The sequence below is a fragment of the Nocardia aegles genome, assembly GCF_052545135.1.
Window position 1 is genome coordinate 18,163 of record NZ_JBQWRI010000011.1, and the last position, 25,766, is coordinate 43,928.

Consider the following 25,766-nt stretch of genomic DNA (forward strand, 5'->3'; position numbering starts at 1 on the left):
TGCCCGCGGCGTGCCCGCCGGGCCCGCCGGAACGAGTTGTGTTCTACGACGAGGAGAGTTTGCATGGCACTGAGTGCCGGTACCAGAAGGATGGTGGCCTGCCTGCTCGTGGGTCTCGGCGCGTTGCTGATCGTCGCGGCGATCATGATCCCGACCTACACCGTCGACAAGCTGGCGAAAACTCCCCTCGACCTGGAGATCACCACCATCGCGACGAACCAGCAGGGTGAAGACAGCCTGGTGCTCGACTCCAAGTCACTGACCGCTCCGGAAGGCTCGGCGAAGGTCGACACCAACGTCCCGCTGGTCTCGCAGCGCTTCCTCACCGTCGAGGAGCCGGCCGACGCCGAGAAGATGACGGTGCAGGCGGGCCAGACGCTGCGGCGCATCGACAAGCAGGGCGACACCGGCCTGCTCACCGCGACCGTCGACCGGGTGACCATCGACCGGGTGACCGGTGAGCCCGTCGGCACCGAGCCCAACGGCTCGATCGCGGTGACCGCGAACCCGCAGGGCCAGAGCATCGCCGAGCCGGTGCAGCACACCGGTCTGCAATACCGGTTCCCGATCGGCACCGAGAAGAAGACCTACCCGTACTTCGATCTCAACGTCCGCAAGTCCTTCGACGCCAACTTCGTCGAAGAGACCGAGATCAACAACACGAAGGTCTACCACTTCCAGATGTCGGTGCCGGCCACCAGCCTGTGGGACGTCGTGCAGGCCCCGACCAACCGGATCAGCCTGCCCGCCGCCAAGTGGGGCGTCGAGGGCGGCGACGCCCCGGTGACCATGACCCGTTACTACACCAACACCCGCGACCTGTGGGTGGAGCCGCAGACCGGCACGGTCGTCAAGGGCGGCGAGGCGCTGCACATCTACTACTCGCGCACCCCGGGCAAGCCGGAGGTCACCGCACTGAAGTCGCATCTCGTGTTCGACGAGAACACGATCGAGTCGCAGCTCTCGGTGGCCAAGGACAACATCGACAAGCTCTCGCTCTACGGCCGGATCCTGCCGATCGTCCTCGGCGTCCTCGGCGTGATCGCACTGATCGCCGGTGTGGTTCTCGGCCTTCGCGGCGGCTCGGCTCCGACGCCCGCGCGCCGGGCGGGCCGCGCCCCGGTCCAGCGTCCGAGCGGTTCGGCTCCCACCAGGCCCGCTCCGCGCGTGAACCACGGTGCCGACGATGCGCCGACCGAACAGATTCGGATCGATAAGCAGCCCTGACCGGCTGAACGTCTCGACTTCGGCTCCCCCGCCTCCCGGCCGGGGAGCCGAGGTCGTTTCCGGGGCACTTATCCGTCGGTGGGCGCCAGCGGATAGGCGACCGGATGACGCGGCTGATACAGCAGCATCGTGCCCGCACCCGGCACACGCAGATCCACGCAGCGTCCGAAGCCGCGCTCGGCGATCTCGCCCTCGAATCGTGCTCCCCGCGCGGCCAACTCGGTCATCGTCCGGTCCAAGTCGTCGCACATCAGGGAGATCTCGTGGCGCGGCCGATCTTCGGTGGGATGAACGGCGAGTTCGCTCGGCCCGGTCGCGAACATCAGCCAGCCGTCATGGGCGTCGAGGTTCGGCAGCCGCAGGACATCGCGGAAGAACGCGCGGGCCGCGTCGGGATCGTTCGCGTAGACCAGGGTGTGCACCGCGGTGATCATGGACCGATCGTAGGCGTGGTCAGCCCACCGGGCGCAGCGGTTCGGGGCGCGCCGTGTGGTCGGCCGCGCGCAGGACCATGACGGCGACCACGACGGTGGTGGTGGCCGCGACCGACACCGCCGTGGTGATCAGCGCCGGAACCGAACGGGCCAGTGCCAGCATCAGGGTGACTTCGACGACCAGGCCCAGCCAGGTGACCAGTGCGAGAGAAGTGCGATCGACGGCGATCGCCGAGAGCACCGCGCCTTGCAGCACGGCCAGCAGCGCGCCGTGCAGCGCGAACATCCACAGCAGGCCCTGGATCGGGGCGTAGTCCGCGCCCGCCAGCAGCGGAGCCAGCGGCGCGGCCAGTGCCGCCCCGAGCACGGCGACCAGTCCGATCCCGCTGAGCACCGCCAGCGCCGCCCGGACCGCGCTCGCCGAGTGCGTCGGCTGCGCCATCCGCGGATAGAGCACCACACCGACCGCCTGCGGCAGCCAGAAGGCGATCTTCGTGGCGATGGTGCCGAGTGCGTAGCGGCTGGCGTCCACATCGTCGAGCACGAGCCGGACCACGATCAGGTCCGCCGACGAGAGCGCCATCATCGCCGCCTGCACTTGAGCGGCCCGCAGAACGGGCAGCACGCCGGGGGCGCCTGCGCGCTCGGGGTCGGCGCGCGCCTCCGCACCGGCGACGAGCCTGGCCAGCAGCGCCGCCGTCGCGATGCCGCAGGTCGCCGCGGCCAGCGCGAGCGTCGCCCCGCCGCCGAGGGCGAGGACCATCAGCGCGGGCGCGACCCGGGCGATCCCGGCGCCGCCGAGCACGGCCGCCAACGCTCGAAACCGCTTGCTGCCCTGGAGCACGCCCTGCTCACCGGACAACAGCACCAGCGCGGGCGCCGCACCCAGCGCCGCCGCGGTGGCGGCCACCCCGACGTGCAGCGCGACGGCGACCAACGGCACCAGCACCGCACCCACCACGGCGACGATCACGGCGCAGCGCCACTCGAGCCCCCGCAGCGCCGCCGTTCCCGCGCCACGAACGAGTTCCCTGGCCACGACGTTCTGCAATGCGAGCGCGGGCACCGCGCACAGCAGTTGCACCGCGAGCAGACTCGCGAACTCGCTGTACCCGGTGACCCCGAGCCACCGCCCGGCCAGCAGTTGCAGCAGATATCCGGCGACGTTCGCGGTCATCGCACCCGCCGTCACCCACGTCAGATCCGCCACCACGGGAAACCGACGGAGAGCAGACACGCGCCCATCGTCGCACCCACACGGCCCGCCACCCGGCGCGCCCCACCGGAGCACCGCTCCCCGCAGTTTTCCGGAGACTGGGACCGAGTCGAATACTGGCGCGCACCGCCCATACTGCCGGGGCCGACCCCGATTTCGGCCTTCTCCCGACCACCGCCGGACCGGAAGTGCCGAGCTGGTGTATCCGCCGGGGCGGCGTCGTTCGGAGTCGACCTCGGGCACCGTCGTGGCTGTGAGGTTGTACCCGCTGGCTCGGCGGCGGCGGTGACCGGTACGTACAGTGCTCAGGCGTGAGCGGGATCGGGCGCGACCGAGCGGCGGCCGCGGGATACAGCGCGGCCGGGGCGCTGCTCGTGGCCGGGCCGCTGCTGGCGCCGGGATACCTGCTCGTGCGGGACGCGGTGAGCACGCCGCGCAGCTATCCCACCGACTCGGCGCTCGGACTCGGCGCCACGGCGCCGCGAGCCGTGCCGCAGGACGCGCTGCTGGCCGTGCTATCGACGTTCGTCGACGGCGGACTGCTGGTCAAGGCGATTCTGGTGGTCGCACTCTGGGCCGCCGCCTACGGAGCGGCGACGCTCGCGCGCGAAATGCTGCGCGCGTCGCTCGGCCCGCAACTGGTCGCCGCGACGGTCGCGTTGTGGAATCCGTACGTGGCCGAGCGCCTGCTCCAGGGGCACTGGAGCCTGCTGGCCGGCTACGCGGCGTTGCCGTGGACAGCGCTGGCCGCCTATCACCTCCGATCAGCGGCCACCGCGAAGCGACGCCGGCCCGACGGCCAGGCGGCCCGGCGCGCGACCATCCGAACGGCATCCGCATGGGCGGCCCTCGCCGGATCGCTCGCCGCGGCCGGGCTCACCCCGACTGGAGCACTGCTGGCGGGCGCGACCGCGATCGCCCTGGTCCATCGACGTCAACTGCTCGGGACGCTCGTGCTCTGGCTCGCCGCCTCCGCGCCATGGCTGGTCGCGACCGCGCTGTCGGGTGCGGGCGCGGAACGTTCCGATCCGGCGGGCATCGCCGCCTTCGCCGCACGGGCCGAACCCGGTCTCGGCACGGTCGGCAGCCTGGCCGGTCTCGGCGGGATCTGGAACGCCGATGCGGTACCGGACTCACGCACCACGCCGCTGGCGGCGGTCGCCACCCTGGTGCTGCTGGCGATCGTCGCGCTGGGCGTTCGCTCCGTGGCCACCGGCGGGGCCGACCCCGACAACCGCCACGTCCGCCGGGCATTGCTGGTGCTCGCTGCGGTCGCGATCCTGTTTCCCGCGCTCGGCGCGACCGCGTGGGGCATGCACGCAATGGAGTGGCTGGTCACCCACGTGCCCGGCGCGGGTCTGCTGCGCGACACCCAGAAGTATGCGGCCCTAGCCATGCCCGCTTTCGCCTTGTGCGCGGCGGCTGGTTGCGCGGCGACGGCCCGGCGTCTGCACCGCCCGGACGCGGACTCGGCGACGGACCAGCATGCCACCGTATCTGCGGCCACGATGGCAACCGTCGCAGCGGTCTTCGCAGCGCTGATCGTATTGCCGCTCTACGACCTGGCCTGGGGCGTCGGTGGAGCCGTGCGACCGGTGCACTTTCCCGCAGGTTGGCAACAGGTCGCCGAACGAATAGACGGTCCGGGCGACGTCGCGGTGCTGCCGGGCGGGATGTTCCGCAAGTTCCGCTACAGCGGCGCGTCCCCTGTACTCGACCCCGCCCCGCGCATGCTGCCCAACGACGTCCTGCAGACCGGCGAGTTACCGGTGCGCGGGCGTACGGTCTCCGGTGAAGGCACTCGCGCGAGAGAAGTGGAGAACCTGCTGCTCCACGGTGGCGCGCCAGCCGACCTGGCCCGCCTCGGAGTGGGCTGGATTCTCGTCGAACGGACCACCCCCGGCCCGCTCGGCGCATCGGCGTCCACTCTCGCCCAGGTCGAACAGGTCTACGAGGACGCGGACCTCACGCTGTATCGCGTCCCCGATGTCATCGAGCGCGGTACATCGACAACCACGCAACGCTCCATCGCCATCGCGGCCCACATGCTCTGGGCCACATTGCTCATCGCAGGCCCACTAGCCGCCCTCGGCGCACGAGTCCGCTCGAGACCACGGAACCGACCCCATCACCGTGAGGCCGGAACTGGCGGTTTCGACGCCTCGGGCAAGTGCCACTATGCGATCCATGAAGGCCGTCGCGGCCCTCGTTCGTGATGTGCTCGCTCAGCTCCACAGCGCGGACGATCCGCTGATCGCCGTGATCGGCGGACTCGGTATCCGCTTGTCGGCATACCTGCCTACGCGCACGTTCGAACTCGCAGTGCACAGTCTCGACATCGCCGCCGCGGCCGACGTTGCCTTCGCCCTGCCCGGCGAGGTGCTCGAAGAGACGACCGTGCCGGCAGCGAGGATCGCGGTCGCCATCGGCGACGGCTCCACCTTGTTGACGGCGTTGACCGGCAGAGGCCCGCTCCCGGGGGGTTCTCGGTCGTATGACCCGGCGAGGGCGCGCATCCCGGATACCGGTCGCTGCCTCCGGCCGAGGTTCAGCCGACTGTCCGTGGCGCGATCAACCCGCTCGTGCGCTCCCCTCGGGTAGCCGCCGCCAGCACTTCGTAGACTCCGTTTCCGGTTTGCTCCCAAGAGAATTCGCGGGCGCGGGCGCGGGCCTTCTCCCCCATGACCGTGCGTGCGCCCGGATCGTCGAGCAGGTCGCCGACGGCGTCGGCCAGCTGGGCGACGTCGTCGACCAGAATTCCGGTGGCTCCGTCCACGATGGAGTCGGTGAGTCCGCGCGAACCGCGGTAGCCGACCGTCGGAACACCGTGCTGGGCAGCCTCGATCACCGCGAGCCCCCACCCCTCCTTCCGGGAAGGCAGCACGTGCACCCATGCGCGGGCGAGAAGTTCGTGTTTGCGCCGCTCGTCCACGTGCCCGTGGAAGGTGACGGCGTCGGCGATGCCGAGTTCGACGGCGTTGTCCCGCAGGTTGTCCGCCCACCAGCCGTCGCCGATCACGTCGAGGCGCAGAGCGGGGATGCGGTCGCGCAGCCGGGCCACGGCCGCGAGCGCGTCCTCGATCTGCTTGTGCGGCACCAGACGGGAGAGCACCACGACAGTCGGTGCGGCACTGCGAGTTTCGCTGGCGCCGGTGGGCGCACCCGCTGGAACAGGTTCGGCTCCGTTACGAACCACCGCGATGCGGGAACGATCCACACCGAGCGTGGCCAATTCTTCCGCCGACGGGAGCGAAACGGTCAGATATTGGTTGCGGCGGTGCACGCGGGGCGACAGCCGAGACTCGATCCACCAGCCGACACGGCCGACCAGCCTGCCCGCGACCGGCCACTGCTCCCGGTGGCCGTGGTGCACCAGCACCACCGACGGGGCCGCGGTGACGGCGGTGGCGAAGAAAGGTATGCCGTTCTGGGTGTCGATCACCGCGTCCGGCCGCATGCCGCGCAGCGGGCCGAGCCCGATCCTGCCGAGCAGGAGCGCGGCGAGCGCGCGCGGGTACACCGTGTAGCGTCCGCCTGCCCTGCTGATATCGATGCCGTCGACGCGTTCGCGCCGCGCCGCCCCGGGGTAGCGGGCGGTACGCAGGGTGACTTTGACGCCACGTGCCGCGAGCTGCGCGCCGACCTGCTCGAGGTACCGCTCGCTGCCACCGCCCTGCGGGTGCCCGGTGTCACGCCAGCAGAGCAGGAGGACTTCGCGCACAGTGGAGCTTCTCTCGGTCAGTGGGTCCAGGTGGGAACGTCAGTTGTCGCGATACACCCTATCCCGAGCACCCGCCCGAGCAGCCCGGCATCGGGATTGTGCGAGACTCGGCGCCGTGCTCAAAGCCGCAAAGACGCCGACACGCAGCAGCCCGCCCCGGTTCGCCCGCCGGGCGACCCTGCGCCGGTCGCTGCGCCTGCTCGGTAGTTTCCGGTTCGAGCAGACCGAGCCGGCCCTGTTCTACGGGGGTCTGGCCGCCGACAGCGCGGCGCTGCTCGCCGACTTCTACGCCGATCTCACCGGCCGGTCCCTGGACGGAGCGACGATCGTCGACGTCGGGGGCGGTCCAGGCTACTTCGCGGACGAGTTCGCCCGTACGGGGGCTCGCTACATTCCGGTGGAGCCCGACCCCACGGAGATGCACGCCGCCGGCCTCTCGGTGGCGGGCGCGGTCCGCGGGTCCGGGATGGCGCTGCCGTTCCGCGACGACGCGGTCGACATCTGTTTCTCGTCGAACGTCGCCGAGCATGTCTCGAAGCCGTGGGTGATGGCCGACGAGATGGTCCGGGTAACCAGGCCGGGCGGGTTGATCGTGCTCTCCTACACGGTGTGGCACGGTCCGTTCGGCGGCCACGAGACCGGACCGTGGCACTACCTCGGTGGCGAGTACGCCGCCCGGCGGTATCGACGCAAGCACGGGCGCGAGCCCAAGAACAGGTTCGGCACGTCACTGTTCGCCGTGCGAGCGGCGGACGGATTGCGCTGGGCGGCAGGCACTCCGGCGGAGGTGCACACGGTCTTCCCGCGCTACCACCCCCGCTGGGCGTGGTGGCTGGTCTGGGTACCGATGGTGCGTGAGTTACTTGTTAGCAACCTGATTGTGGTGGCAACCAAAAGTTAGCCGAAGTAAGGCTCCAGCCATCCGCGACGCCAGTGCCGCTTTCCGCAGGGAGCGTGCACGGGCTCGCTCCAGGGCGATTCGCGCATCGCCAACCCGACGGTCTCGAGCGCGGTGAGGCCGACCTGGCGGGCCAGCGTCCTTACCGCGGCGACCGCCTCCGCGGCCTGCATAGCCGCCGTCGCCTGCTCGATCGTCAGGGTGCGTCCGGGCAGGAAGGAGACCACCCACCCGCCGCTGCCCACACACTTGGCCTGATGCTCGGTTTGGTCACTGGTCATCAGCGACCGGCCGATCACTTGCACCGCCATGACTCGAACTCCCCAGTTTGCGGTAACGATTCGGTAATGGAGCGAGCTGATATGTCGATACAGCATCCTCCTTACAGCAACAGAACGCAATAGTGCGTTCTGCGAAAAGCGAACCGAGAGGTCGGAATTCCCACCGGCCAGGGCGTCGCCACGCCGTAGAATTGGAACAGGTTGCAGACATAACCGGGGCAAAACTGTAACGTGTTCTCATGGACTACGACAGCTTGTTCATCGGCGGCCGCTGGACCGCGCCGGCCACCGCCGAGCGTATCCGGGTCATCTCGCCGGCCACGGTCGAGCCGGTGGGCAGCGTTCCCGCGGTGAGCCGGGCCGATGTCGACGCCGCGGTCGCCGCGGCCAGGCACGCCTTCGACCACGGCCCGTGGCCCGGCACGCCCCCGAAGGAGCGAGCCGAGGTACTCACCCGCGCCGCCCGACTGATCGAACAGCGCTCCGCCGACCTGCTCGCCGCGCTGATCGCCGAGGTCGGCGCGCCGCGCATGATCGCCATGACGCTGAACCAGCTTCCCGCGGTCGCCGCGCTCGACGCCTACGCGGCCTTGGCGGAGTCCTTCCCGTGGTCGCAGACCCGGGTCGGCGGATTCGGCACCACGCGCGTCACCCGCGAGCCCCGCGGCGTCGTCGCGGCGGTGACCGCGTGGAACGTCCCCCTGTTTCTCGCGGTCAACAAGCTCGCGCCCGCCCTGCTGGCCGGCTGCACCATGGTGCTCAAACCCGCCCCGCTGACTCCGCTCACGGCGAACCTGGTCGCCGACATCTGCACCGACGCCGGTCTGCCCGAAGGCGTGCTCTCGGTGCTGCCCGCCGAGCCCGACACGGCCGAGTACCTCGTCTCGCATCCCGGCGTGGACAAAGTGACCTTCACCGGAAGCACCGCGGTCGGGCGCAAGATCGGCGCCATCGCCACCGGTCAGCTCAAGAGCGTGTCGCTCGAACTCGGTGGCAAATCGGCGGCGATCCTGCTGCCCGACATGGACGTCGCGGCCGGCATTCCGGTGCTGGCGTTCTCCGGCCTGATGAACAGCGGGCAGGGCTGTGTCGCGCAGACCCGCATCCTGGCCCCGCGCCGCCGGTACGACGAAATCCTCGACGCACTGGTGGAACACGTGAAGACGATGAAGGTGGGCGACCCGAACGACCCGAGCGTGCAGCTGGGCCCGCTGATCTCCGAGCGCCAGCGCGACCGGGTCGAGGGCTATATCGCCAAGGGCAAGGCCGAGGGCGCGCGACTCGTGCTCGGCGGTGGCCGTCCGGAAGGGCTGGACCGGGGCTGGTTCGTCGAGCCGACGATCTTCGCCGACGTGGACAACAAGTCGACCATCGCCCAGGAGGAGATCTTCGGGCCGGTGCTGTCGGTCATCCCGTACGAGACCGAGGACGAGGCCGTGGCCATCGCCAACGACTCGGTCTACGGTCTCGCGGGCTCGGTGTGGACCACCGACATCGAGCACGGCGCCGCGATCGCGGCGCGGGTGCGCACCGGCACCTACGCGATCAATTGGTATGCGTTCGATCCGACTTCGCCGTTCGGCGGCTACAAGGCCTCCGGACTCGGACGCGAGAACGGCCCGGAGGGTCTCGATTCGTTCTGCGAGCAGAAGTCGCTGCTCATGCCGCTCGGCTGGACCGGGTGATCACTCCGGTGCCATGACCACCCGCAGCAGCGGCGAGCGGTTGCCGTAACGCCGGGGTGGTGCGTCGACGATCTCGACGCACCACCCGGGCGGCAGCACCGCGCGCAGCCGTGCCGCGGCCCGGCGCAGCGGGGTACTCACGGTCGCCGACTCGAATTCGGCCACCATGGGGGCAACCGACGACGACGTCGTCTCCAGATCGGCCATGCTCCATCCACCTCTCGCGTCGATCTCGCCGCGGCATCGCGGGTCCGATATCGGTAGGGAAGTCGTTCAGTCGATCAGTTAACTGCCAGTAATCCGACTGGGTGGTGCGGAAGGAAGAACACGCCAAGCATAGGTTACGAATACACGAAATCTCTCGACAAGATCATTACCCCCTTCGCCATCCGGCTAAACGGGTCAATCCGCGGGAAGTTCGAGACCTCGAGTGTGACACGCGACATCATCACAGCCGCGCCCCTCTCCGGCACGGAAGCAAGAACGCCCGAATCAACTCCCCCACAACGTCATTCGTCGAACCGGGCAATACATCCCGGCGCTCACCGGACCGACGAACGCCGATACACGGCCGATGTCGCACCCGTCGCCGCACGCAGGTGCACCTGAAGCGCGGTGACGCTGCCGAATCCGGCCTTCGCCGCGACGTCTTCCGCTGGCAAACGGATGGTTTCCAGAAGTTCGCGGGCGTGGGCGGTGCGCTGGGCATCCAGCCGACGCCGCGGCGTGCTGCCGACTTCCGCCTTTCCAGCGCCAGCGCCACCACTTGCTTCATCGGCGCCAGTTCGGCATGAATCCGAGTAATACTGTCCGTTCCGCCACTCGTCGCGGATCTCGACACACGCTTGACTTTCAGTGCACACCGAGTTCCGAGCAGAAAGGAAGGCATCGTGGCCGCACCGAGGGGCCTCGACTGGGCCTGGGCCACCCGCGCCGGGGGCACTTTGTCGAAGGGACAACGCGTTGGATTGGCCGTCGCGACCACCCGCACGCTGCCCACCATGGCGGTCGACCGGGTCCGGCTGGCACTGGGCAGGCGGGGACGCGGAAAACTGGAGTTCGCCGGTCTGCGGCTACCCGATTCCAAGCTGGCGGTCGCGGCGGAGACCGAGGCCAGGGAGTCGCTGTCGCCGCACGTGCTGAATCATTCGCTGCGGACCTATTACTTCGGACGGGTCCTGGCCGCCCTGGACGACGCTGCCTACGACGACGAACTCGTCTACGTCTCGTGCCTGCTGCACGACCTGCACCTCGAACAACCCACGCCCGGAAGGTGTTTCGCCGTGGTCGGCGGCGAGCGGGCCGCCGCTGTGGCACTCGATGCCGGCGCGCCGCCGGAACGGGCCGAAGCGATCGGCGCGGCCATCGCCGCCCACATCACTCCCGGCGTCGCCGACGATCTCGGCGACGCCGGCGGCTTCGTCTCCGCAGGAGCGGCGGTCGACGTGCTCGGAACACGACTGGCGGAGCTGGACCGGGATTGGGTCGCCGAACTGCTGCGCCGACATCCGCGACTGGAATTCACACGACACGTCGTCGCCGCCTTCCGAGCGGAAGCGAAGGCTGTGCCGAAGGGCCGGATTCACTGGCTGAACAGCGCGGGATTCCTGGCCATGGTCCGTATGTCCCCGTTCGCCGAATAATGAAGCCGCGCTACGCGGTTGCCTTGCGGAACTGCACGCCGGCGCCGGCCGTCGGCACAGAAACCACGGCCCGGTGCGTATGCTCGATGCTATGAACGGTGTCACCGGCATCGCAAGCGCGCGACAGAAGCTTGCTCGCGCGGGGCACCACATCAACGACCTCGAACGCATGATCGCGGAATACCAGAACGCGAACCCCGTTCAGGTCCGGGTCGACTTTTCCCCGAGCATCGAATACGCGAACGAGATCGACTGCCAGGTAGCGGCGGTAAGCGTATCCGAGGTGCCCGACGACTGGGCACTCACCACCGGTGACGCGCTCACCAACCTGCGGGCCGCGCTCGACCACGCGGTTCATCCGCACGCCGAGCATTTCCCGATATTGCTGAGCAGTACCAACAGCGAAGGTGAGGAGATATTCGTTCAGGAGATATTCGACCCCGTGACGACGGCCGTAATTCTCCGCCATCAGCCTTATCACGACCCGCGGCCGACGCATCACCCCCTCGGCCTTCTCCGCACACTCGTCGACCGCGACAAACACCGCCGTCTACTAGTCACCAATTATTTCAGGACCGAGCTGATTTTCGCACCGTCGGATAACTACGAAGTCGTGGACACGCCGAGCCTGGCAATTCACGAACTCGTGCCGGGAGCCGTTTTCAAACATTTCCGTTTGCGCCTTCGCCCTGGCTTCACACAGTCGCAGCTCACCTACAACAACCGGATCGAGCCGACCGTCGTCGTCGATGTTCCGGACACAGATGACGATGTGCCGCTCGTGCCCGGCATGAAACTGATTCACACACGAGTGTCGGAAATTCTGGATCAACTCGAATCCGCCGGACTGCCGTAATCGCCGAGGCGTATTCCCGCAACGCCGCCGCGACGGATCGCCCAAGACGTCTACAACGCTCCCCGCGCGGAGACGACTTCGCCGAACCGGGCCCGGCCGGTTGGCCCTGCGCACCACGCAAAAGGCTTGTCGCGCAACACAAATCGCCCGCACCATCTGCCGGATGGTGCGGGCGAATGCTACTTTGGGTGAAGTGTCAGCCCAGACGCTGCCTGAGCGCCTCGAACTCGTCGCGCACGCCGGAAGGCAGCTTGTCGCCGATGAACTCGAACCACTCTTCGATGAGCGGGATCTCCTTGCGCCACTCGTCGGCGTTCACGGCGAGCGCCTCGTCGACGTCCTTGGCGTCGACGTCCAGCCCGTCCAGGTCGAGCTGCGCGGCGGTCGGCACGTTGCCGATGGCGGTCGCCTCGGCCTCGGCGGAACCCTCGATGCGGCCGATGATCCACTCCAGCACGCGGGAGTTCTCACCGAAGCCGGGCCACAGGAAGCGGCCGTCGTCGCCACGGCGGAACCAGTTCACGTAGAAGATCTTGGGCAGCTTGGCCGCGTCGGCGTTCTTGCCGATGTTGATCCAGTGGCCCAGGTAGTCGCCGACGTGGTAACCCAGGAACGGCAGCATGGCCATCGGGTCGCGACGCACGGTGCCGACCTTGCCCTCGGCGGCCGCGGTCTGCTCGGAGGACAGCGTCGCGCCCATGAACACGCCGTGCTGCCAGTCGAACGACTCGGTGACCAGCGGGACGGTGGTCTTGCGGCGGCCACCGAACAGGATCGCCGAGATCGGCACGCCCTGCGGGTCGTCCCACTCCGGCGCCAGGATCGGGCACTGCGCCATCGGCGTGCAGTAGCGGGAGTTCGGGTGCGCGGCCAGCGTCTCGGTCTCCCGCTGGTACCAGTCGTTGCCCTTCCAGTCGATCAGGTGATCGGGCTCGCCTTCCAGGCCCTCCCACCAGACGTCGTTGTCGTCGGTCAGCGCGACGTTGGTGTAGACCGTGTTGCCCGCCTCCATGGTGGCCATGGCGTTGGGGTTGGAGCTGCGGTTGGTGCCCGGCGCGACGCCGAAGAAACCGAACTCGGGGTTCACCGCGTAGAGGCGGCCGTCCTTGCCGAAGCGCATCCAGGCGATGTCGTCGCCCAGGGTCTCCGCGCGCCAGCCCGGCACGGTCGGCTGGATCATCGCGAGGTTGGTCTTGCCGCAGGCGCTGGGGAACGCGGCGGCGATGTAGTACGCCTTGTTCTCCGGAGAGATCAGCTTCAGGATCAGCATGTGCTCGGCCAGCCAGCCCTCGTCGTGGGCCATCGCCGAGGCGATCCGCAGCGAGTAGCACTTCTTGCCGAGCAGCGCGTTGCCGCCGTAGCCGGAGCCGTAACTCCAGATCTCCCGGTCCTCGGGGAAGTGGGTGATGTACTTGGTGTCGTTGCACGGCCAGGGCACGTCGGCCTGACCGTCGGCCAGCGGCGCGCCCACGGAGTGCAGCGCCTTCACGAACGGCCGGTCGGCGCCGAGCTTCTCCAGGGCGGCGGTGCCCATGCGGGTCATCACGCGCATCGACACGACGACGTACTCGGAGTCGGTGATCTCGACGCCCAGCTTCGGGTCCTCGGCGCCGAGCGGACCCATACAGAACGGCACCACGTACATGGTGCGGCCCTTCATCGAGCCCCGGTACAGCTCGGTCATCGTGGCGCGCATCTCGGCCGGGTCGACCCAGTTGTTGGTCGGGCCCGCGTCGGCCTCGGTCTTCGAACAGATGAACGTGCGGGACTCCACCCGGGCCACGTCGGAGGGATCGGAGAGGGCGAGGAAGGAGTTCGGCTTCTTCTTCTCGTCCAAGCGCTTGAACGTCCCCGCCGCGACGAGCTGCTCGGTGAGACGCTCCCATTCCGCGTCGGAGCCGTCCGCCCACACCACTCGCTCCGGCTGGGTGAGTTCGGCGACTTCTTGTACCCAGGCGAGTAGTTCGCTGTGCTCGGTCGGCGCCTTGCCGTCGGATCCACGAAGACCAGGAATGGTCGCTGACGTCATGAAAACTCTCCTGAGATGGGCGGCTGTTCGATGCTTCGCCGCCTGGCCCTAGGCCCATGACCAGCGCTAATGCACCGAGCGCCACCGTTGGCGGGAAGGCACCCGCTCCGACCGGTCGAACGCGCAACCCAGGCGGGCGGCAGATCAGGACTTAGCGGACGCCCAAGTTCCTGCATAGAGGTTAACGCGATGTGACGGCCGGTACGGTATCGGGTTCCTCACTGAGTACCCAATTGGTCGTTCGTTTCAACAGGTGAGATCCAGCGATCGAGGATCCGGACGTCACGTTCGCATGCGGCGAGCTGCCCCGGCTGCTCGGCCGCCATCCGGCGCAATTCGGCCTCGAGCTGGGCCACCCGGCGATCCGTCTGCACCATTCGCGTGGTGCTCGCCTGGACCACGTGATCTGCCAGAACGGTCTCCGCCTCGACGAGTGCGGTGACAACACGCTGCTCGAGCTGCGCTTTCACATTGACCAGCGCGTCGGCGACCCATTGCCGGACATGCGCTCGATCGGCCAGCTGGCGACGGGCCCGAACCACCCACGCCGCCGCACCACCGCCGAGCAGCAGCGTTACCGGCACGCTCGCGACGTCCAAAGCCGGGACGAGCGAGAACGGAGCAACCAGCAAGCGGCCCAGACCGACACCGGCCGACGCGCCGAGCGCGATCATGAGGTGATCTTCGACACCCCGATGGCGCGGGTCGGGGTCCGGGCCGACCCGAGGGGCCGGGTCGCGCCGCCGGGCCGGCGAACTCCGATCCGCGTTCTCGATCCGGGCGCTCAGCGCGGCGATGCGCTGGTCGATGACGTGGTCGAGCACGCCGGTCAGTTCGGTGACCGACTGCTGTAGCCGGGCCGGGTAGCCGCCGAACTCGGCGGGCCGCAGCCGATCCAGCTCGGCGCGCACGGTGGTGTGCAGCGCCCGGACGCTCGCGCCGATCTCGGTCATCAGATCCACCCGGGCCAAGTGCAACTGCCCGCGCAGGGCGGACATCGCCGTGGCTCGCCCGCCGTCACGACCGGCCAGCAGGACGGCGCGTTCCTCGCGCAGCCGGGCCGGTTCGGCGCCGGAGCGCAGCAACGCCACCTGCTCGGCCACCCGTTGACGGGTGTCGGCCAGGACCCGCCGGGTGACCGCGCCCGGCCGGTCACCGCCTGCGGCGGCAGCCGCGGTGAGCCGCGCGTGCAGTGCGCCGACACCGGAGCGATCGAGCAGTCCGGCGTCGCCCGCGGTGCGCGCGGCGGCCGCGAGCCGCGCCGAGACCGGCAGGATGTCCAGATCGCCCGCGCCCAGTGTGGCGAGCAACTCCAGGTCGCGGTCCCGTACCGCACGCCAGTCCTGGTGGGCGTGGATGCCGTTCATGGCGAGCAGCAATCGGGCGCCGTCCGCGCGCAACCGGTCGATCACCTCGAGCGTCTCCGCGCCGATGATGGTGCCCGCGTCGAGCAGGATCAATGCCACGGCGGGCTGGGTGGTCGCCGAGACGGCGTCGCCGTGTGGCTCTGACAGTGTGAGGCGCGGCTCGAACCGCGCCAGCTCGGTTCGCAACAAGGTCGTGTTGACGTCGGCGGGACCGATCACCGTGATCGCACCCGCGGCACCGGAGTCGGACACCGCACGCAGCAGCGCCATACCCTGCGGATTCCAGCGCTCCACCACGGCCGCGAGCTCGGGGACGAGCGCGGCGGCGGGGCCGGGGCGCTCGGCTTCGCCGGTGCGGTCGCCCCCCGGTGGATACACCATGGCGGATGTACCCGCCGACGCCGATTCCACGGGCTCAGAGACCGGCACTGCTCATCCGTTCCCATAGTCGGACGTACCCGTTGTGCACCCGCAACGCGGCACGGCGGGCGGCCGGGGGCATATCGCTGGTGACGACGGCGTGCCAGCGCGTGGCGCGAGCCAGCGCATCGTCGGCGTCGGACGGAGCCGGGCCGGAGTATCCCGCGGCGAGATGGGCCACTTCGGGCCCGGCGAGACCGGCGCACAGCCCGAGCCAGACGGCGTCGTCGCTGTAGAGATAGGACTCGAGGAGATCGCGCGCGCGGCCACCGTCCTCCGGCACCGCGCGGCCGGCCAGTCGGGCCAGCTCGTCGAGCAGTTCACCGCCGCGCTGCGCGGACACCTGGTCGTACCGGCGATGCAGCAACTGGTGGAGCGCGTCGATGCCGCTGGCCGCGTGCAGGATCTGCAGCAGCGCCCGCGGAGCCAGATCCGGATCGTGCCGCAGGGCCGTGCACGCGCAGGCCACGCCGTACAGGTCCCAGCGTCGCAGCAGTTCCGTGCGCTCGGCGGCGTCCGGCCCCGGCGCGACGAACAGGTCCGGCGCGAGCAGCAGTGCGGGGTCGGCTTCGGTGGCGAGCTTGCGCAGTAGGTCGAGCTCGGCGCCGGTCAGCGCGCCCGCCCTGGTGCGCACCGCCAGCGACGCGACCACCGGAACCACCGGAATCCGCAGCTGCGTGCCGTACTGCTGGGCCGCGGCCACCGCATCGCCCCAGCGGGAGCCGATCGCGTCGGCCTTGTTCAGCACCGCGATCGTGCGCTGCGGCGGCAGCGTGGCCAGGACCCTGCGATCGGCGGGCGTCGGCGCGGCCGACAGTACGTAGACGACGATGTCGGCGTCGAGTTCCGGATCGGGCGCCCCGGGCCGGTCCACCGGATCGGTCTCCACCGCCGATAGCAGCGCGAGCGCGTGCAGCACCGTTGTCCGTCCCGCGTGCGCGCGCCCGGTCACCTGGATGCGCGGCGGTTTGCGCCACGCGCTCACGGCCGCCGCCGCGGCGTACCCGATCTGCGGATCCCGGCCCGTGCCGAAGCGGAGCTCGGCGAGCAGCTTGTCGAGCTGATCGCGCGCGGAGGTGGGCACGCCGCGCTCCCGCAGCGGCCCGTTGGAATCAGTGGCTGTCGGCATGCGGCACACACCCCCTTGTACGGTGCGCAATTCTGTCAGAAGTCGGCTCGCGGGGCAGGGTCGACGGCGACGGCTCAGCTGCCACTGAAGTACTTGTTGGCGGTGCGCACCACCCAGTTCGGCGCGTATTTCCCCACCGTAGCCAGCACCTTCGCCTGGGTACCGATCTCGTAGTGCACCTTCGGCAGCCGGGCGCGCTTGCGGGTGGCCGCCCAGATCCCGGCGGCGACGTCGTCGGCGGTCAACCGCACGCCCAGCGACTTCGTCGTCCCGGTCGTCACGCCGTCCACCATGGCCGTGGCCACGAACAGCGGCCAGATCGCGAGCACCCGGATGTCATAGCGCTCCCATTCGAGGTCCAGCGCCTCGGTGAAACTCTTCACCGCGGATTTGGTCGCACCGTAGCTGGCCAGTTCGGCCTGACCGTAGATCGCCGAGGCCGAGCAGAGGTTGACCACCTGCGCGCCCGGGGTGTCGCGCAGGTAACGGAACGCGCTGTGCGTGCCCGTGAGCACACCCATCACGTTGACATCCACGATCGCGCGGTGGGCGGCGAGGTCGATCTCCTCGAACGGTCCCGCGCGCAGCATGCCCGCGTTGTTGACCAGGATGTCCAACCGTCCGGTCGCCGCGTGGAACTCCGCCAGCCGCTCGGCCCACTGCGTGTGTTTCGTCACATCGAGTACCCCGGGGTACACCATGCCGCCGTCGGCTGTGATATCACCGTAAAGCCTGGTCAGCCCGACTTCATCGATGTCGTAAGCCCCGACCCGGTATCCCTGCGCAGCGAAAAGCAAGGCCGTGGCCCGCCCGATACCGGCCGCCGCGCCGGTGATGAATACTGTCGGTCTGCTCATGCCGGGGAGTCTAGTGCCGGGAATGCCGTGTACCACGGGGTTCCCAGACGCCCGGTCGGTCACTTACCCTGCTGAAGTGGTCGGCACCACAACCGGTGCGCAGCTTGAACTTTCGCATGCGGCAAACCGACCTCGACGATGAGGAGGTTGCGATGACCGCGAATGTCATCGGCGCTGTCGACCCGGAGCCCGCCTGTCCTGCGGACCGCAAGCCTTTGCTGCCCAGCACAGACCCGTTTCATCGACCGCCGAAAGGGTTCGCGGCCAAGGCGCCCGGCACCGTCCTGCGCAGCAGGAAGATCGAAGTGGCGCTGTTCGGGATTGTCCCACAACAGGTCTCGGCCTGGCAGTTGCTCTACCGCAGCAGTGATCTGCACGGGGCGCCGGAAGCGGCGATCACCACGGTCCTGCTGCCGCTCGGTGCGGAACCGGACGCGGATCGCCCGCTGCTGGCCTTCCAGACCGCGATGGACGCGGTGACCGAGAAGTGCTCCCCGTCCTACGCCCTGCGCCGCGGCGCGCGGGCACTCGGTGCGGTCACCCAGTTCGAATGGCTCCTGGTCGCGAACGCGCTGCGGCGCGGCTGGGCGGTGAGCATCGCCGACCACGAGGGACCGCACGGGAACTTCGGCGCGCCGCGCGAGCCCGGCTACCGCGCGCTCGACGGCATCCGCGCCGCCCTGCGCTTCTGCCCCCTCGGGCTCGGCACCCACACCCGCGTCGCGGTGTGGGGCTACTCCGGCGGCGGCATGGCCAGCTCGTGGGCGGTCGAGATGGCGCCGACCTACGCGCCGGAACTCGACATCGTCGGCGCGGTGCTCGGCGCACCGGTCGGCGATCCGCGCCAAGTCTTCGACCGGCTCAACGGCACGCCCTACGCGGGCCTGCCCGCCATCGTTATCGCCGCCCTGCGCAGGCTGTATCCCGCGTTGAGCTCGCTGATCGACAACGAACTGAGTCCGGAGGGCCACCGGTTCGTCGTCCGTGCGGAGAACGCGACGCCGGTCGGCGCGATCCTCGGGCTGGCGGGCAAGAAGGTCGACGACTTCCTCGACCGCCCGCTCGCCGAGGTCCTCGACACCCCGGAATTGCGGGCGATGTTCGACGATCTGCGGCTCGGCAACACGACGCCCGCCTGCCCGCTGCTGGTGGTGCAACCCGTTCACGACCAGGTCATCCACATCGAGGGCATCGACGGCCAGGTGGCCCGCTACCGCCGCGGCGGCGCCGCGGTGACCTACGTCCGCGATCGGCTGAGCGAGCACTTGTCGCTGCTGCCGCTGTCCACGCCGATCAGCCTCGACTGGCTGGCCGACCGGTTCGCCGGGCAACCGGTCAGCGCGGGCGGCGACAGCACCGTCTGGTCGGTCGCGGCCTCGCCCTCCGGCGTGCGCGGCCTGCTGGAGATGGCGGTGACCGCGGTCAAGGTCGCGCTCGGAAGGCCACTGCGTCAGCAACGGCCGACCGAGGCCAGGATCTCGTCGGCACGCGCCGCCTGACCTCCTGCTCAGCGGCCTGTGCGCAACCACTTGCCGCACTGATCGCCGGATGCTGGACAATGGACGCCGTGAACGACGCCGCGAACCATACTGCCGAGTCAGTTCCGGGCCCGCCGTCCACAACGTCGGCTCCGGCCGAGAGCGGGCCCAGGCACAAGACCGGCTCCCGCCTGTACCCACGAGTCACCAGCTTCCGGTCGCGCAGGGGCGCGCTGACCGCGACCCAGCAGCAATCCTGGGACCGGATGTGGCCCTCGATCGGCCGCGAGGTCGCCGACGAGCAGCTGGACGCGGCCGCCTGGTTCGGCCGCGAAGCGCCGCTGGTCATCGAGATCGGCTGCGGCACCGGCACCGCGACGGCCGCCATGGCGCAGGCCGAACCGCACCTGAACCTGATCGGCATCGAGGTCTACCAGCCCGGCCTCGCGCAGTTGGTGCAGCGCGTCGAGCGCGAAGGGATAGCGAACATCCGCCTGCTGCGCGGAGACGCGGTCGACGTGCTGGAAAACATGATTGCTGAAGAGTCGCTGACCGGCGTCCGGGTGTTCTTTCCCGACCCGTGGCCGAAGGCTCGCCATCACAAACGGAGGCTGCTGCAACCCGCGACGGTCGCGCTGATCGCCAGCCGTCTGAAGCCGGGCGGCGTGCTGCACGTCGCCACCGACCATGCCGGCTACGCCGAACACATTCACGCGGTTGGCATGGCGGAACCCCTGCTCAAAGGGCTGAACGAGAACACGGGCGGGGTGAGCGCGGAGCATCGCGCCACCGCGCCGATCGGATTCGAGCGGCCCGTCACGAAGTTCGAGGGCAAGGCACATCGCGCCGGTAGCGCCATCACGGAGCTCATATGGGGGAAGATCGACCGATGAGCGTCAGTGAAATGGCCCACGAAGTGGTCGATGTTGCCGGGGAGGTGCACGGCGGCGGAGCGGAAGGTCTGGGCAGCTCGGGGCCGGATGTGCGCCGCGTCCTGCTGGTGTGGGACGCCCCGAACCTCGACATGGGCCTCGGCGCCATCCTGGGCGGTCGGCCGACCGCCGCCTACCGTCCGCGCTTCGACGCGCTCGGCCGCTGGCTGCTGGCCCGGACCGCCGAACTGTCGGTGGGGGCGATGCATCGGGTGGAGCCGGAGGCCACCGTCTTCACCAACATCGCGCCCGGCACCGCCGACGTCGTGCGGCCCTGGGTGGAGGCGCTGCGCAACGTCGGGTACGCGGTCTTCGCCAAACCGAAGATCGACGAGGACTCCGATGTCGACGCCGACATGCTGGCGCACATCGCCCTGCGCAGCCGCGGCGCCGGTCTGGCGGGCATCATGGTCGCCTCCGCCGACGGGCAGGCGTTTCGCGAGCCGCTGGAGGCGCTCGCCGCCAAAGGAGTGCCGGTTCAGGTGCTCGGCTTCCGCGAGCACGCGAGTTGGGCCGTCACATCCGATACTCTCGAATTCATCGACCTCGAGGACATCCCGGGCGTGTTCCGTGAACCGCTGCCCCGGGTGAGCCTCGACTCGCTGCCCGACGAGGGTGCCTGGCTGCAGCCGTTCCGGCCGCTGTCGGCACTGCTCACCTCTCGCCCCGCGCAAGGAGTCGCTTAGTGTTCACACGCTGGGGCGATCTGGTATACCGGCTGCGTTTCGCCGTCATCGGCGTGGTCGTGGCCGGTCTTCTGGCTCTCGGTGGCTACGGCCTCGGGTTGGAGGACCATCTCAGCTCCAGCGGGTGGGATGATCCGACCTCGGAGTCGGCGCGCGCGGCGCGGATCAAAGACGGTGCCTTCGAACGGGATCACACCTCCGACGTGATCGTGTTGTACACGGCGCCGGCGGGTAAGACCATCGACGATCCGGAATTCAGCGGCAAGATCATCGAGAATCTCTCCGGTCTGCCCCGCGAGCATCCGGACGAGATCACCAAGATCAACGGCATCTACTGGCGCAACGACGCGAACATTCCGGTCCAGGCCTCCGTTTTCGGTTCCAAGGACAAGAAGTACGCCTTCGCCTCCATCGCCATCAAGGGCGACAACGACACCGATATGGTGCGCAACTACCGCAAGGTGAAGAACGTGTTCTTCATCCCAGGGGTAGACGTGCAGGTGACGGGTCTACAGGCCGTGGCGGGCACGCTGAACGACACCATGGCCGACGACCAGAAGCGCATGGAGATCCTCGCCATCCCGGCGGTGGCCCTCCTGCTCTTCTTCATCTTCGGCGGCATCGTCGCCGCCGGATTGCCGCTGATCGTCGGTGGTCTCACCGTGATCGGCGCTTGGGGGATCGTCCGCTTCATCACCCTGTTCGCCGACGTGAACTCGTTCGTCTCGCCGGTCGTCTCGATGATCGGCCTCGGCTTGGCCATCGACTACGGCCTGTTCATCGTCAGCCGATTCCGCGAGGAACTCGCCGAGGGGTACGACACCCCGGTCGCGGTGCGCCGATCGGTGATGACGGCGGGCCGCACCGTGGTGTTCTCCGCGACGATGATCGTCGCCAGCCTCGGCGGCATGCTGCTGTTCCCACAGGGTTTCTTGAAATCGGTCGCTTACGGCGCCATCGCGACGGTCTCGCTGGCGGCGCTGGCCTCGATCACCGTCTTGCCCGCCATGCTGGCGGTGCTCGGTAAGCGCGTCGACATGCTGGGCCTCAAGCGGTTCCGTAAGACGAAAACCGCCGACGAGGTGGAGAACGGCATCTGGGGGCGTTCCACCCGCTGGGTGATGAAGCATCCGCTCAAGATCGCGATCCCACTGTGCATCGTCCTGCTGCTGTTGATCATCCCGGTCAAGAACCTCACTTTCGGAGGCATCAACGAGCGGTATCTGCCGCCGGACAATCCGACCCGGTTGGCGCAGAAACAGTTCGACACGATCTTCCCGTTGCGCAAATCGGATCCGATCGAACTGGTCTTCGTGGTCGATAATCCCAGCCTCGCTACCGAGGTGGGCAAAGTGGTGAAGGAGGCGAGCAAAGCGCCCGGGCTGGCGGGCGAATTCGCTTACCCCCCCAGCACGGCTCCCAACGACAAGACCATTTACAAAACCTCCGTCACGTTGACCAATTCGGAGGACGCCGATCCGACCATCGATTACCTTCGCTCGATCGAATTGCCCGACGGCGTCACCATGCTCGTGGGCGGTCAGCCGACGATTCAGAAGGACAGCATCGACGCGCTGCTGAGCCGGATGCCGCTGATGATCGCGCTCGTCTTGTTCGTGACGACGCTGCTGATGTTCCTGACCTTCGGCTCGCTGGTGCTGCCGATCAAGGCCGCGCTGATGAGCGCCCTCGGTCTCGGGTCCACGCTCGGCATTCTGACCTGGATCTTCATCGATGGCCACGGCGCCGGGCTGTTGAATTTCACTCCGCAGCCGATCATGTCGCCGGTGCTGGTGCTGATCATCGCGATCATCTACGGCCTGTCGACCGACTACGAAGTCTTCCTGATGTCGCGCATGGTCGAGGCGCGCGCCCAGGGCGCGAGCACCACCGAGGCGGTGCGGATCGGCACCGCGCAGACCGGCCGGATCATCACCGCGGCCGCGCTGATCCTGCTCGTCGTCACCGGTGCGTTCGCCTTCTCCGACCTGGTGATGATGCAGTACATCGCCTACGGCATGATCGCCGCGCTGTTCATCGACGCGACCGTGCTGCGCATGCTGCTCGTCCCGGCCATTATGAAGCTGCTCGGCGACGACTGCTGGTGGGCTCCGGCCTGGATGAAGAAGGTGCAGGAGAAGGTCGGGCTCGGGGAGCCCATTCTCGACGACGAGCGCGTCGGCGGCAGCGATGTCGTCGACCTGGTGAAGACCACGCCGATCACCGATCCGGTGACCATGCAGATCCCCGCGGTCGCCGCCGCCAACAAGGTGCCGCGCAGGCGCAAACCGCGCACGGTCGCCGAAATCGAGGCCGAGGCGCCGACCAGGCGGCTGGACCGGGTACCCTCCGCGCCCGCACCGCAATCGCCGCCCGCGTCGCCGCCGCCGCTCGATCCGGCCAGGCAGCGGCCGGAACCGCCGCGACACTCCACGCCCCCGCAGGGTGAGCCGATTCGTCCGCGGCGCATCTCGCAGGTCCCGAACGATCCTCGTGCGACGCCCGACCAGGCGGAGCAACGGCCGTCGGCGCCGCCCGTGAACCCGCCGCGACCGGCACCGCCCACCGGCCGGCCGCAGGACCCGAACGCATCGCACGCCGATGTGCCGTCGGTGATCCTGCCCGAGCCGAGTCCGCGTCCCACTGTCTCGCCGATCGCGCCACCCGCACCGCGTCCGACGCCCGCACCGGAACCGCACCTGCTGTCGAACCTCTCGCAGGATTCGGCCATCGACCTGCCCCAACAGGAGCCCGGCGCTTCCCGTCCCGCGCGTCACCTGCCGCCCGAGGATCCGGCCGCTTCCGACGGTCCCGCGCACCGCGCACCCGAGCCCGCGGAGCCGTACAACGGACCGGACACCACCAACCGCAGCAGCATCGAGAGCTGGATGGCCGAACTTCGCTCCTCCCGCCGCCACATCGGCCGGGTCGCCGAACAGGGCAGGCACCACGGCGGCGACGGCCGCACGGTGAGCGTGAACGAACTGCTGCGCCGCCGCGACCGTGAATGAGTCGAAGAGGAACAGTTCGGCCAGTGCGGCCGCCGTGACCAGTTAGGTCGCCGGTCGTTGCCCGGCTCGTTCGATCACTTCGTCCAGCACCTCCCGTGAGCGCAGGAGATCCTTGATGGTGCGGGTGATCCGCTCGCGCTCGGTGTGCAACTCGGCGGCCAGGGCGGGCGTGGCGCACTCGCTGGGACCGCCGTCCGCGTCGCGCATACAGGGCAGGATCCGCGCGATCTTCTTGCTGGTGAGTCCCGCCGCGAGCAACTCCTGAATGTGGATGACCCGGTCCACGGCCCGCTCCGGATAGTCGCGATGACCGCCCGGCGTGCGGGCGCAGGCCAGCATGCCCTGCTCCTCGTAGTAGCGCAGCGACCGTTCGCTCACACCGGTGCGCTCGGCGAGTTCCCCGATCCGCATCCGTCACCTGGCCTTCGCGTTCGGCTTGAAGCTCACCGCTCAGCGACCCATCAGCCGACGCCACTGCGCCATGAACGGCTGCTTCGCGGTGACCGAGCCAAATCGGATCTTGCCGTGCACCACCAGGTGCAGGGGGCCCAGCGGCGGCCCGGTGCGGACCTTGTTGTTCACGCTGGAACCGATCAGCTCCAGCCCGTTCAGATCGACGGTGGCCTCCGCGGGCACGATCAGGGTGATCGAACCGGCGAAGTCGTCAACGCGCAATTCGACCACCTGGGTCGACATGATCGCCTCGGTGAAGTCCAAGGTGACCCCGGACAGCCAGTTGTTCAGGTACAGCGTGGGCGGCACCTGCCACGGGCCGCGGCGGCTCACCCCGGACAACCGCGAACGGATCACGTTGCCCGCGCCGTTCGACCCGGTCGCCTGCCTGGTGAAAGCCGGCGAGGAGTTGACGAAGGTCGACGCGGGCGCGGCGGGCTGCCCGACCAGGCGGACGCCGGGCAGATCGATGAGAACGGCGTTCAGTTCGCCGCGGGTCTTGGCGGCCAGCGCGGTGTCCATCCGCTCGGTGAACTCACCGAGCGAGAGCATGCCGAGGCCGACCGCGCGCTGCAACAGTTGACCCACGTGCTCCCGCTCGGCGTCCGACACGCGCAGTTCCCGGTCGCCCACCGCGCCGCCGGAGCCGACCGTATTCGATACCGATTCGAGCCCGCCCATGCACTCGAGATTACCGAGCCGGCGGCCACGGCCGCATCAGGGCGATCCCTGAGATCCCTGAGTACACAGCATCGGCCCGGATCACCCGAGCCCTTGTTCGATGGCGTAGCGGGTCAATTCCACCCGGTTCGCCAGCTGGAGTTTGCGCAGCGTCGCCTGCACGTGGTTCTCCACGGTGCGGTGACTCAGTCCCAGGCGGTCGCGATCTGCTTGGCGGACAGCCCTTTCGCCACCATCCGCAGGACCTCGGTCTCGCGCTCGGTCAGGGCGGGCCAGTGCGGCTCGTCGGGTCGCGCGGGCGTGGTCGCGATCCGCCGGTACTCGCCGAGCACGAGTCCGGCCAGCCCCGGCGTGAACACCGCTTGACCGGCCGCGGTGGCGCGCACCGCGTCGATGAGTTCGGCCGCCGACGCGCTCTTGACCAGGTAACCCGATGCGCCTGCCTTGATCGCGTCGAGCACGTCGTCGCGCTCGGCCGATGCCGAGAGCACCAGCACCCGGCTCCGCGGCGACACCCGCAGCACCTCGGCCGTCGCCTGGGCTCCGTTGCCGTCGGGCAACTGCATGTCCATCAGCACTACATCCGGACACACCGCCCCGGCGCGCCTGCTCGCCGCGGCGACACCGTCGGCTGTGGCCGTCACCCGGAATCCGGCCTCGGTGAGGTCGCGGGAGACGCCGTCCCGCCACATCGGGTGGTCGTCCACCACCATCACCGAAATGGAGCCGTCCGCCTGATCCGCCATCCGCGCCTCCCCGTCT

The 25,766-nt window shown here is 69.1% G+C and carries 22 protein-coding genes and 1 pseudogene; 10 read left to right on the top strand and 13 right to left on the bottom strand.

Features of this window, described 5'->3' with window-relative positions:
• Positions 1-63: 63 nt before the first annotated feature.
• Positions 64-1,227 (top strand): cell envelope lipid trafficking protein PgfA, encoded by a 1,164-nt coding sequence (gene pgfA, locus ACT89H_RS24860; protein ID WP_445111074.1) that lies wholly within the window; start codon positions 64-66, stop codon positions 1,225-1,227.
• Positions 1,228-1,295: 68 nt separating this feature from the next.
• Here pgfA and ACT89H_RS24865 read toward each other — a convergent pair whose 3' ends face one another.
• Entirely contained in the window at positions 1,296-1,661 is a 366-nt protein-coding gene (locus tag ACT89H_RS24865; protein ID WP_445111075.1) for a VOC family protein, read from the bottom strand.
• 19 nt (positions 1,662-1,680) lie between these two features.
• Positions 1,681-2,838: a polysaccharide biosynthesis protein gene (locus ACT89H_RS24870; protein WP_445111201.1), complete on the bottom strand. Its 1,158-nt coding sequence runs from the start codon at positions 2,836-2,838 to the stop codon at positions 1,681-1,683.
• Between the two features lie 350 nt (positions 2,839-3,188).
• Here ACT89H_RS24870 and ACT89H_RS24875 point away from each other — a divergent pair, with 350 nt between their 5' ends.
• Complete coding sequence (locus ACT89H_RS24875; protein WP_445111076.1) at positions 3,189-5,093, top strand: MmpA family trehalose lipid delivery protein; 1,905 nt, start codon at positions 3,189-3,191, stop codon at positions 5,091-5,093.
• A gap of 332 nt (positions 5,094-5,425) precedes the next feature.
• Here ACT89H_RS24875 and ACT89H_RS24880 read toward each other — a convergent pair whose 3' ends face one another.
• Entirely contained in the window at positions 5,426-6,598 is a 1,173-nt protein-coding gene (locus ACT89H_RS24880; protein ID WP_445111077.1) for a glycosyltransferase family 4 protein, read from the bottom strand.
• Positions 6,599-6,713: 115 nt separating this feature from the next.
• On the opposite strand from ACT89H_RS24880, the gene ACT89H_RS24885 reads away from it, so the two are divergent.
• Positions 6,714-7,499: a class I SAM-dependent methyltransferase gene (locus ACT89H_RS24885; protein ID WP_445111078.1), complete on the top strand. Its 786-nt coding sequence runs from the start codon at positions 6,714-6,716 to the stop codon at positions 7,497-7,499.
• Here the strand turns inward: ACT89H_RS24885 and ACT89H_RS24890 are convergent.
• Entirely contained in the window at positions 7,496-7,807 is a 312-nt protein-coding gene (locus ACT89H_RS24890) for a hypothetical protein (protein ID WP_445111079.1), read from the bottom strand. The genes ACT89H_RS24885 and ACT89H_RS24890 overlap by 4 nt on opposite strands.
• A 209-nt stretch (positions 7,808-8,016) precedes the next feature.
• Between ACT89H_RS24890 and ACT89H_RS24895 the strand changes: the two genes are divergently transcribed.
• On the top strand, positions 8,017-9,462 hold the full coding sequence (locus ACT89H_RS24895; protein ID WP_445111080.1) for an aldehyde dehydrogenase: 1,446 nt from the start codon (positions 8,017-8,019) through the stop codon (positions 9,460-9,462).
• Here ACT89H_RS24895 and ACT89H_RS24900 read toward each other — a convergent pair whose 3' ends face one another.
• Positions 9,463-9,669, bottom strand: coding sequence for a hypothetical protein (locus tag ACT89H_RS24900; RefSeq protein WP_445111081.1), 207 nt, complete (start codon positions 9,667-9,669; stop codon positions 9,463-9,465).
• A 335-nt stretch (positions 9,670-10,004) separates the two neighbouring features.
• Positions 10,005-10,325: a helix-turn-helix domain-containing protein gene (locus ACT89H_RS24905; RefSeq protein ID WP_445111082.1), complete on the bottom strand. Its 321-nt coding sequence runs from the start codon at positions 10,323-10,325 to the stop codon at positions 10,005-10,007.
• Positions 10,326-10,352: 27 nt separating this feature from the next.
• Between ACT89H_RS24905 and ACT89H_RS24910 the strand changes: the two genes are divergently transcribed.
• Entirely contained in the window at positions 10,353-11,105 is a 753-nt protein-coding gene (locus ACT89H_RS24910) for an HD domain-containing protein (RefSeq protein WP_445111083.1), read from the top strand.
• Between the two features lie 91 nt (positions 11,106-11,196).
• A complete protein-coding gene (locus ACT89H_RS24915; RefSeq protein ID WP_445111084.1) occupies positions 11,197-11,961 on the top strand; it encodes a hypothetical protein in 765 nt (254 codons plus the stop codon).
• A gap of 196 nt (positions 11,962-12,157) precedes the next feature.
• Here the strand turns inward: ACT89H_RS24915 and ACT89H_RS24920 are convergent, their stop codons facing one another.
• The 4 genes from ACT89H_RS24920 to ACT89H_RS24935 form a co-directional block, all read right to left on the bottom strand.
• Positions 12,158-13,990 carry a phosphoenolpyruvate carboxykinase (GTP) gene (locus tag ACT89H_RS24920; RefSeq protein WP_445111085.1) on the bottom strand — a complete coding sequence of 611 codons (1,833 nt, stop codon included), beginning with the start codon at positions 13,988-13,990 and terminating at the stop codon, positions 12,158-12,160.
• Between the two features lie 218 nt (positions 13,991-14,208).
• On the bottom strand, positions 14,209-15,738 hold the full coding sequence (locus tag ACT89H_RS24925) for a hypothetical protein (RefSeq protein ID WP_445111086.1): 1,530 nt from the start codon (positions 15,736-15,738) through the stop codon (positions 14,209-14,211).
• Between the two features lie 34 nt (positions 15,739-15,772).
• The gene (locus tag ACT89H_RS24930; RefSeq protein ID WP_445111087.1) at positions 15,773-16,906 is read right to left on the bottom strand and encodes a P-loop NTPase family protein; all 1,134 of its coding nucleotides are present in this window, start codon (positions 16,904-16,906) and stop codon (positions 15,773-15,775) included.
• Between the two features lie 74 nt (positions 16,907-16,980).
• Complete coding sequence (locus tag ACT89H_RS24935; protein ID WP_445111088.1) at positions 16,981-17,763, bottom strand: SDR family oxidoreductase; 783 nt, start codon at positions 17,761-17,763, stop codon at positions 16,981-16,983.
• A 152-nt stretch (positions 17,764-17,915) separates the two neighbouring features.
• On the opposite strand from ACT89H_RS24935, the gene ACT89H_RS24940 reads away from it, so the two are divergent.
• Genes ACT89H_RS24940 through ACT89H_RS24955 form a run of 4 tightly spaced genes read left to right on the top strand, consistent with a single transcriptional unit; the run spans position 17,916 to position 23,870 of the window.
• Positions 17,916-19,262, top strand: coding sequence for a lipase family protein (locus ACT89H_RS24940; RefSeq protein ID WP_445111089.1), 1,347 nt, complete (start codon positions 17,916-17,918; stop codon positions 19,260-19,262).
• A gap of 59 nt (positions 19,263-19,321) precedes the next feature.
• Complete coding sequence (gene trmB / locus ACT89H_RS24945) at positions 19,322-20,134, top strand: tRNA (guanosine(46)-N7)-methyltransferase TrmB (protein ID WP_445111090.1); 813 nt, start codon at positions 19,322-19,324, stop codon at positions 20,132-20,134.
• The gene (locus tag ACT89H_RS24950; RefSeq protein WP_039802982.1) at positions 20,131-20,859 is read left to right on the top strand and encodes an NYN domain-containing protein; all 729 of its coding nucleotides are present in this window, start codon (positions 20,131-20,133) and stop codon (positions 20,857-20,859) included. The genes trmB and ACT89H_RS24950 overlap by 4 nt, the downstream gene beginning before the upstream one ends.
• On the top strand, positions 20,859-23,870 hold the full coding sequence (locus ACT89H_RS24955; protein ID WP_445111091.1) for an MMPL family transporter: 3,012 nt from the start codon (positions 20,859-20,861) through the stop codon (positions 23,868-23,870). The genes ACT89H_RS24950 and ACT89H_RS24955 overlap by 1 nt, the downstream gene beginning before the upstream one ends.
• Before the next feature lie 42 nt (positions 23,871-23,912).
• On the opposite strand, the gene ACT89H_RS24960 is transcribed toward ACT89H_RS24955, so the two are convergent.
• The 3 genes and pseudogenes from ACT89H_RS24960 to ACT89H_RS24970 all read right to left on the bottom strand — a co-directional run bounded on the left by ACT89H_RS24960 (position 23,913) and on the right by ACT89H_RS24970 (position 25,750).
• Positions 23,913-24,281: a MerR family transcriptional regulator gene (locus ACT89H_RS24960; RefSeq protein WP_445111092.1), complete on the bottom strand. Its 369-nt coding sequence runs from the start codon at positions 24,279-24,281 to the stop codon at positions 23,913-23,915.
• 39 nt (positions 24,282-24,320) lie between these two features.
• Positions 24,321-24,956 (bottom strand): DUF1707 SHOCT-like domain-containing protein, encoded by a 636-nt coding sequence (locus ACT89H_RS24965; RefSeq protein ID WP_445111202.1) that lies wholly within the window; start codon positions 24,954-24,956, stop codon positions 24,321-24,323.
• A 129-nt stretch (positions 24,957-25,085) separates the two neighbouring features.
• Positions 25,086-25,750: pseudogene (locus tag ACT89H_RS24970) on the bottom strand (response regulator).
• Positions 25,751-25,766 lie beyond the last annotated feature (16 nt).

Bases quoted from the DNA above. Each gene is read 5' to 3' on its own strand.
- ACT89H_RS24895 (WP_445111080.1), top strand. From the start codon at position 8,017: ATGGACTACGACAGCTTGTTCATCGGCGGCCGCTGGACCGCGCCGGCC.
- ACT89H_RS24870 (WP_445111201.1), bottom strand. From the start codon at position 2,838: ATGACCGCGAACGTCGCCGGATATCTGCTGCAACTGCTGGCCGGGCGG.
- ACT89H_RS24920 (WP_445111085.1), bottom strand. From the start codon at position 13,990: ATGACGTCAGCGACCATTCCTGGTCTTCGTGGATCCGACGGCAAGGCG.
- ACT89H_RS24940 (WP_445111089.1), top strand. From the start codon at position 17,916: ATGACCGCGAATGTCATCGGCGCTGTCGACCCGGAGCCCGCCTGTCCT.
- ACT89H_RS24890 (WP_445111079.1), bottom strand. From the start codon at position 7,807: ATGGCGGTGCAAGTGATCGGCCGGTCGCTGATGACCAGTGACCAAACC.
- ACT89H_RS24925 (WP_445111086.1), bottom strand. From the start codon at position 15,738: ATGGTGTATCCACCGGGGGGCGACCGCACCGGCGAAGCCGAGCGCCCC.
- ACT89H_RS24930 (WP_445111087.1), bottom strand. From the start codon at position 16,906: ATGCCGACAGCCACTGATTCCAACGGGCCGCTGCGGGAGCGCGGCGTG.
- pgfA (WP_445111074.1), top strand. From the start codon at position 64: ATGGCACTGAGTGCCGGTACCAGAAGGATGGTGGCCTGCCTGCTCGTG.
- ACT89H_RS24900 (WP_445111081.1), bottom strand. From the start codon at position 9,669: ATGGCCGATCTGGAGACGACGTCGTCGTCGGTTGCCCCCATGGTGGCC.
- ACT89H_RS24950 (WP_039802982.1), top strand. From the start codon at position 20,131: ATGAGCGTCAGTGAAATGGCCCACGAAGTGGTCGATGTTGCCGGGGAG.
- ACT89H_RS24960 (WP_445111092.1), bottom strand. From the start codon at position 24,281: ATGCGGATCGGGGAACTCGCCGAGCGCACCGGTGTGAGCGAACGGTCG.
- ACT89H_RS24915 (WP_445111084.1), top strand. From the start codon at position 11,197: ATGAACGGTGTCACCGGCATCGCAAGCGCGCGACAGAAGCTTGCTCGC.
- trmB (WP_445111090.1), top strand. From the start codon at position 19,322: ATGGACGCCGTGAACGACGCCGCGAACCATACTGCCGAGTCAGTTCCG.
- ACT89H_RS24935 (WP_445111088.1), bottom strand. From the start codon at position 17,763: ATGAGCAGACCGACAGTATTCATCACCGGCGCGGCGGCCGGTATCGGG.
- ACT89H_RS24865 (WP_445111075.1), bottom strand. From the start codon at position 1,661: ATGATCACCGCGGTGCACACCCTGGTCTACGCGAACGATCCCGACGCG.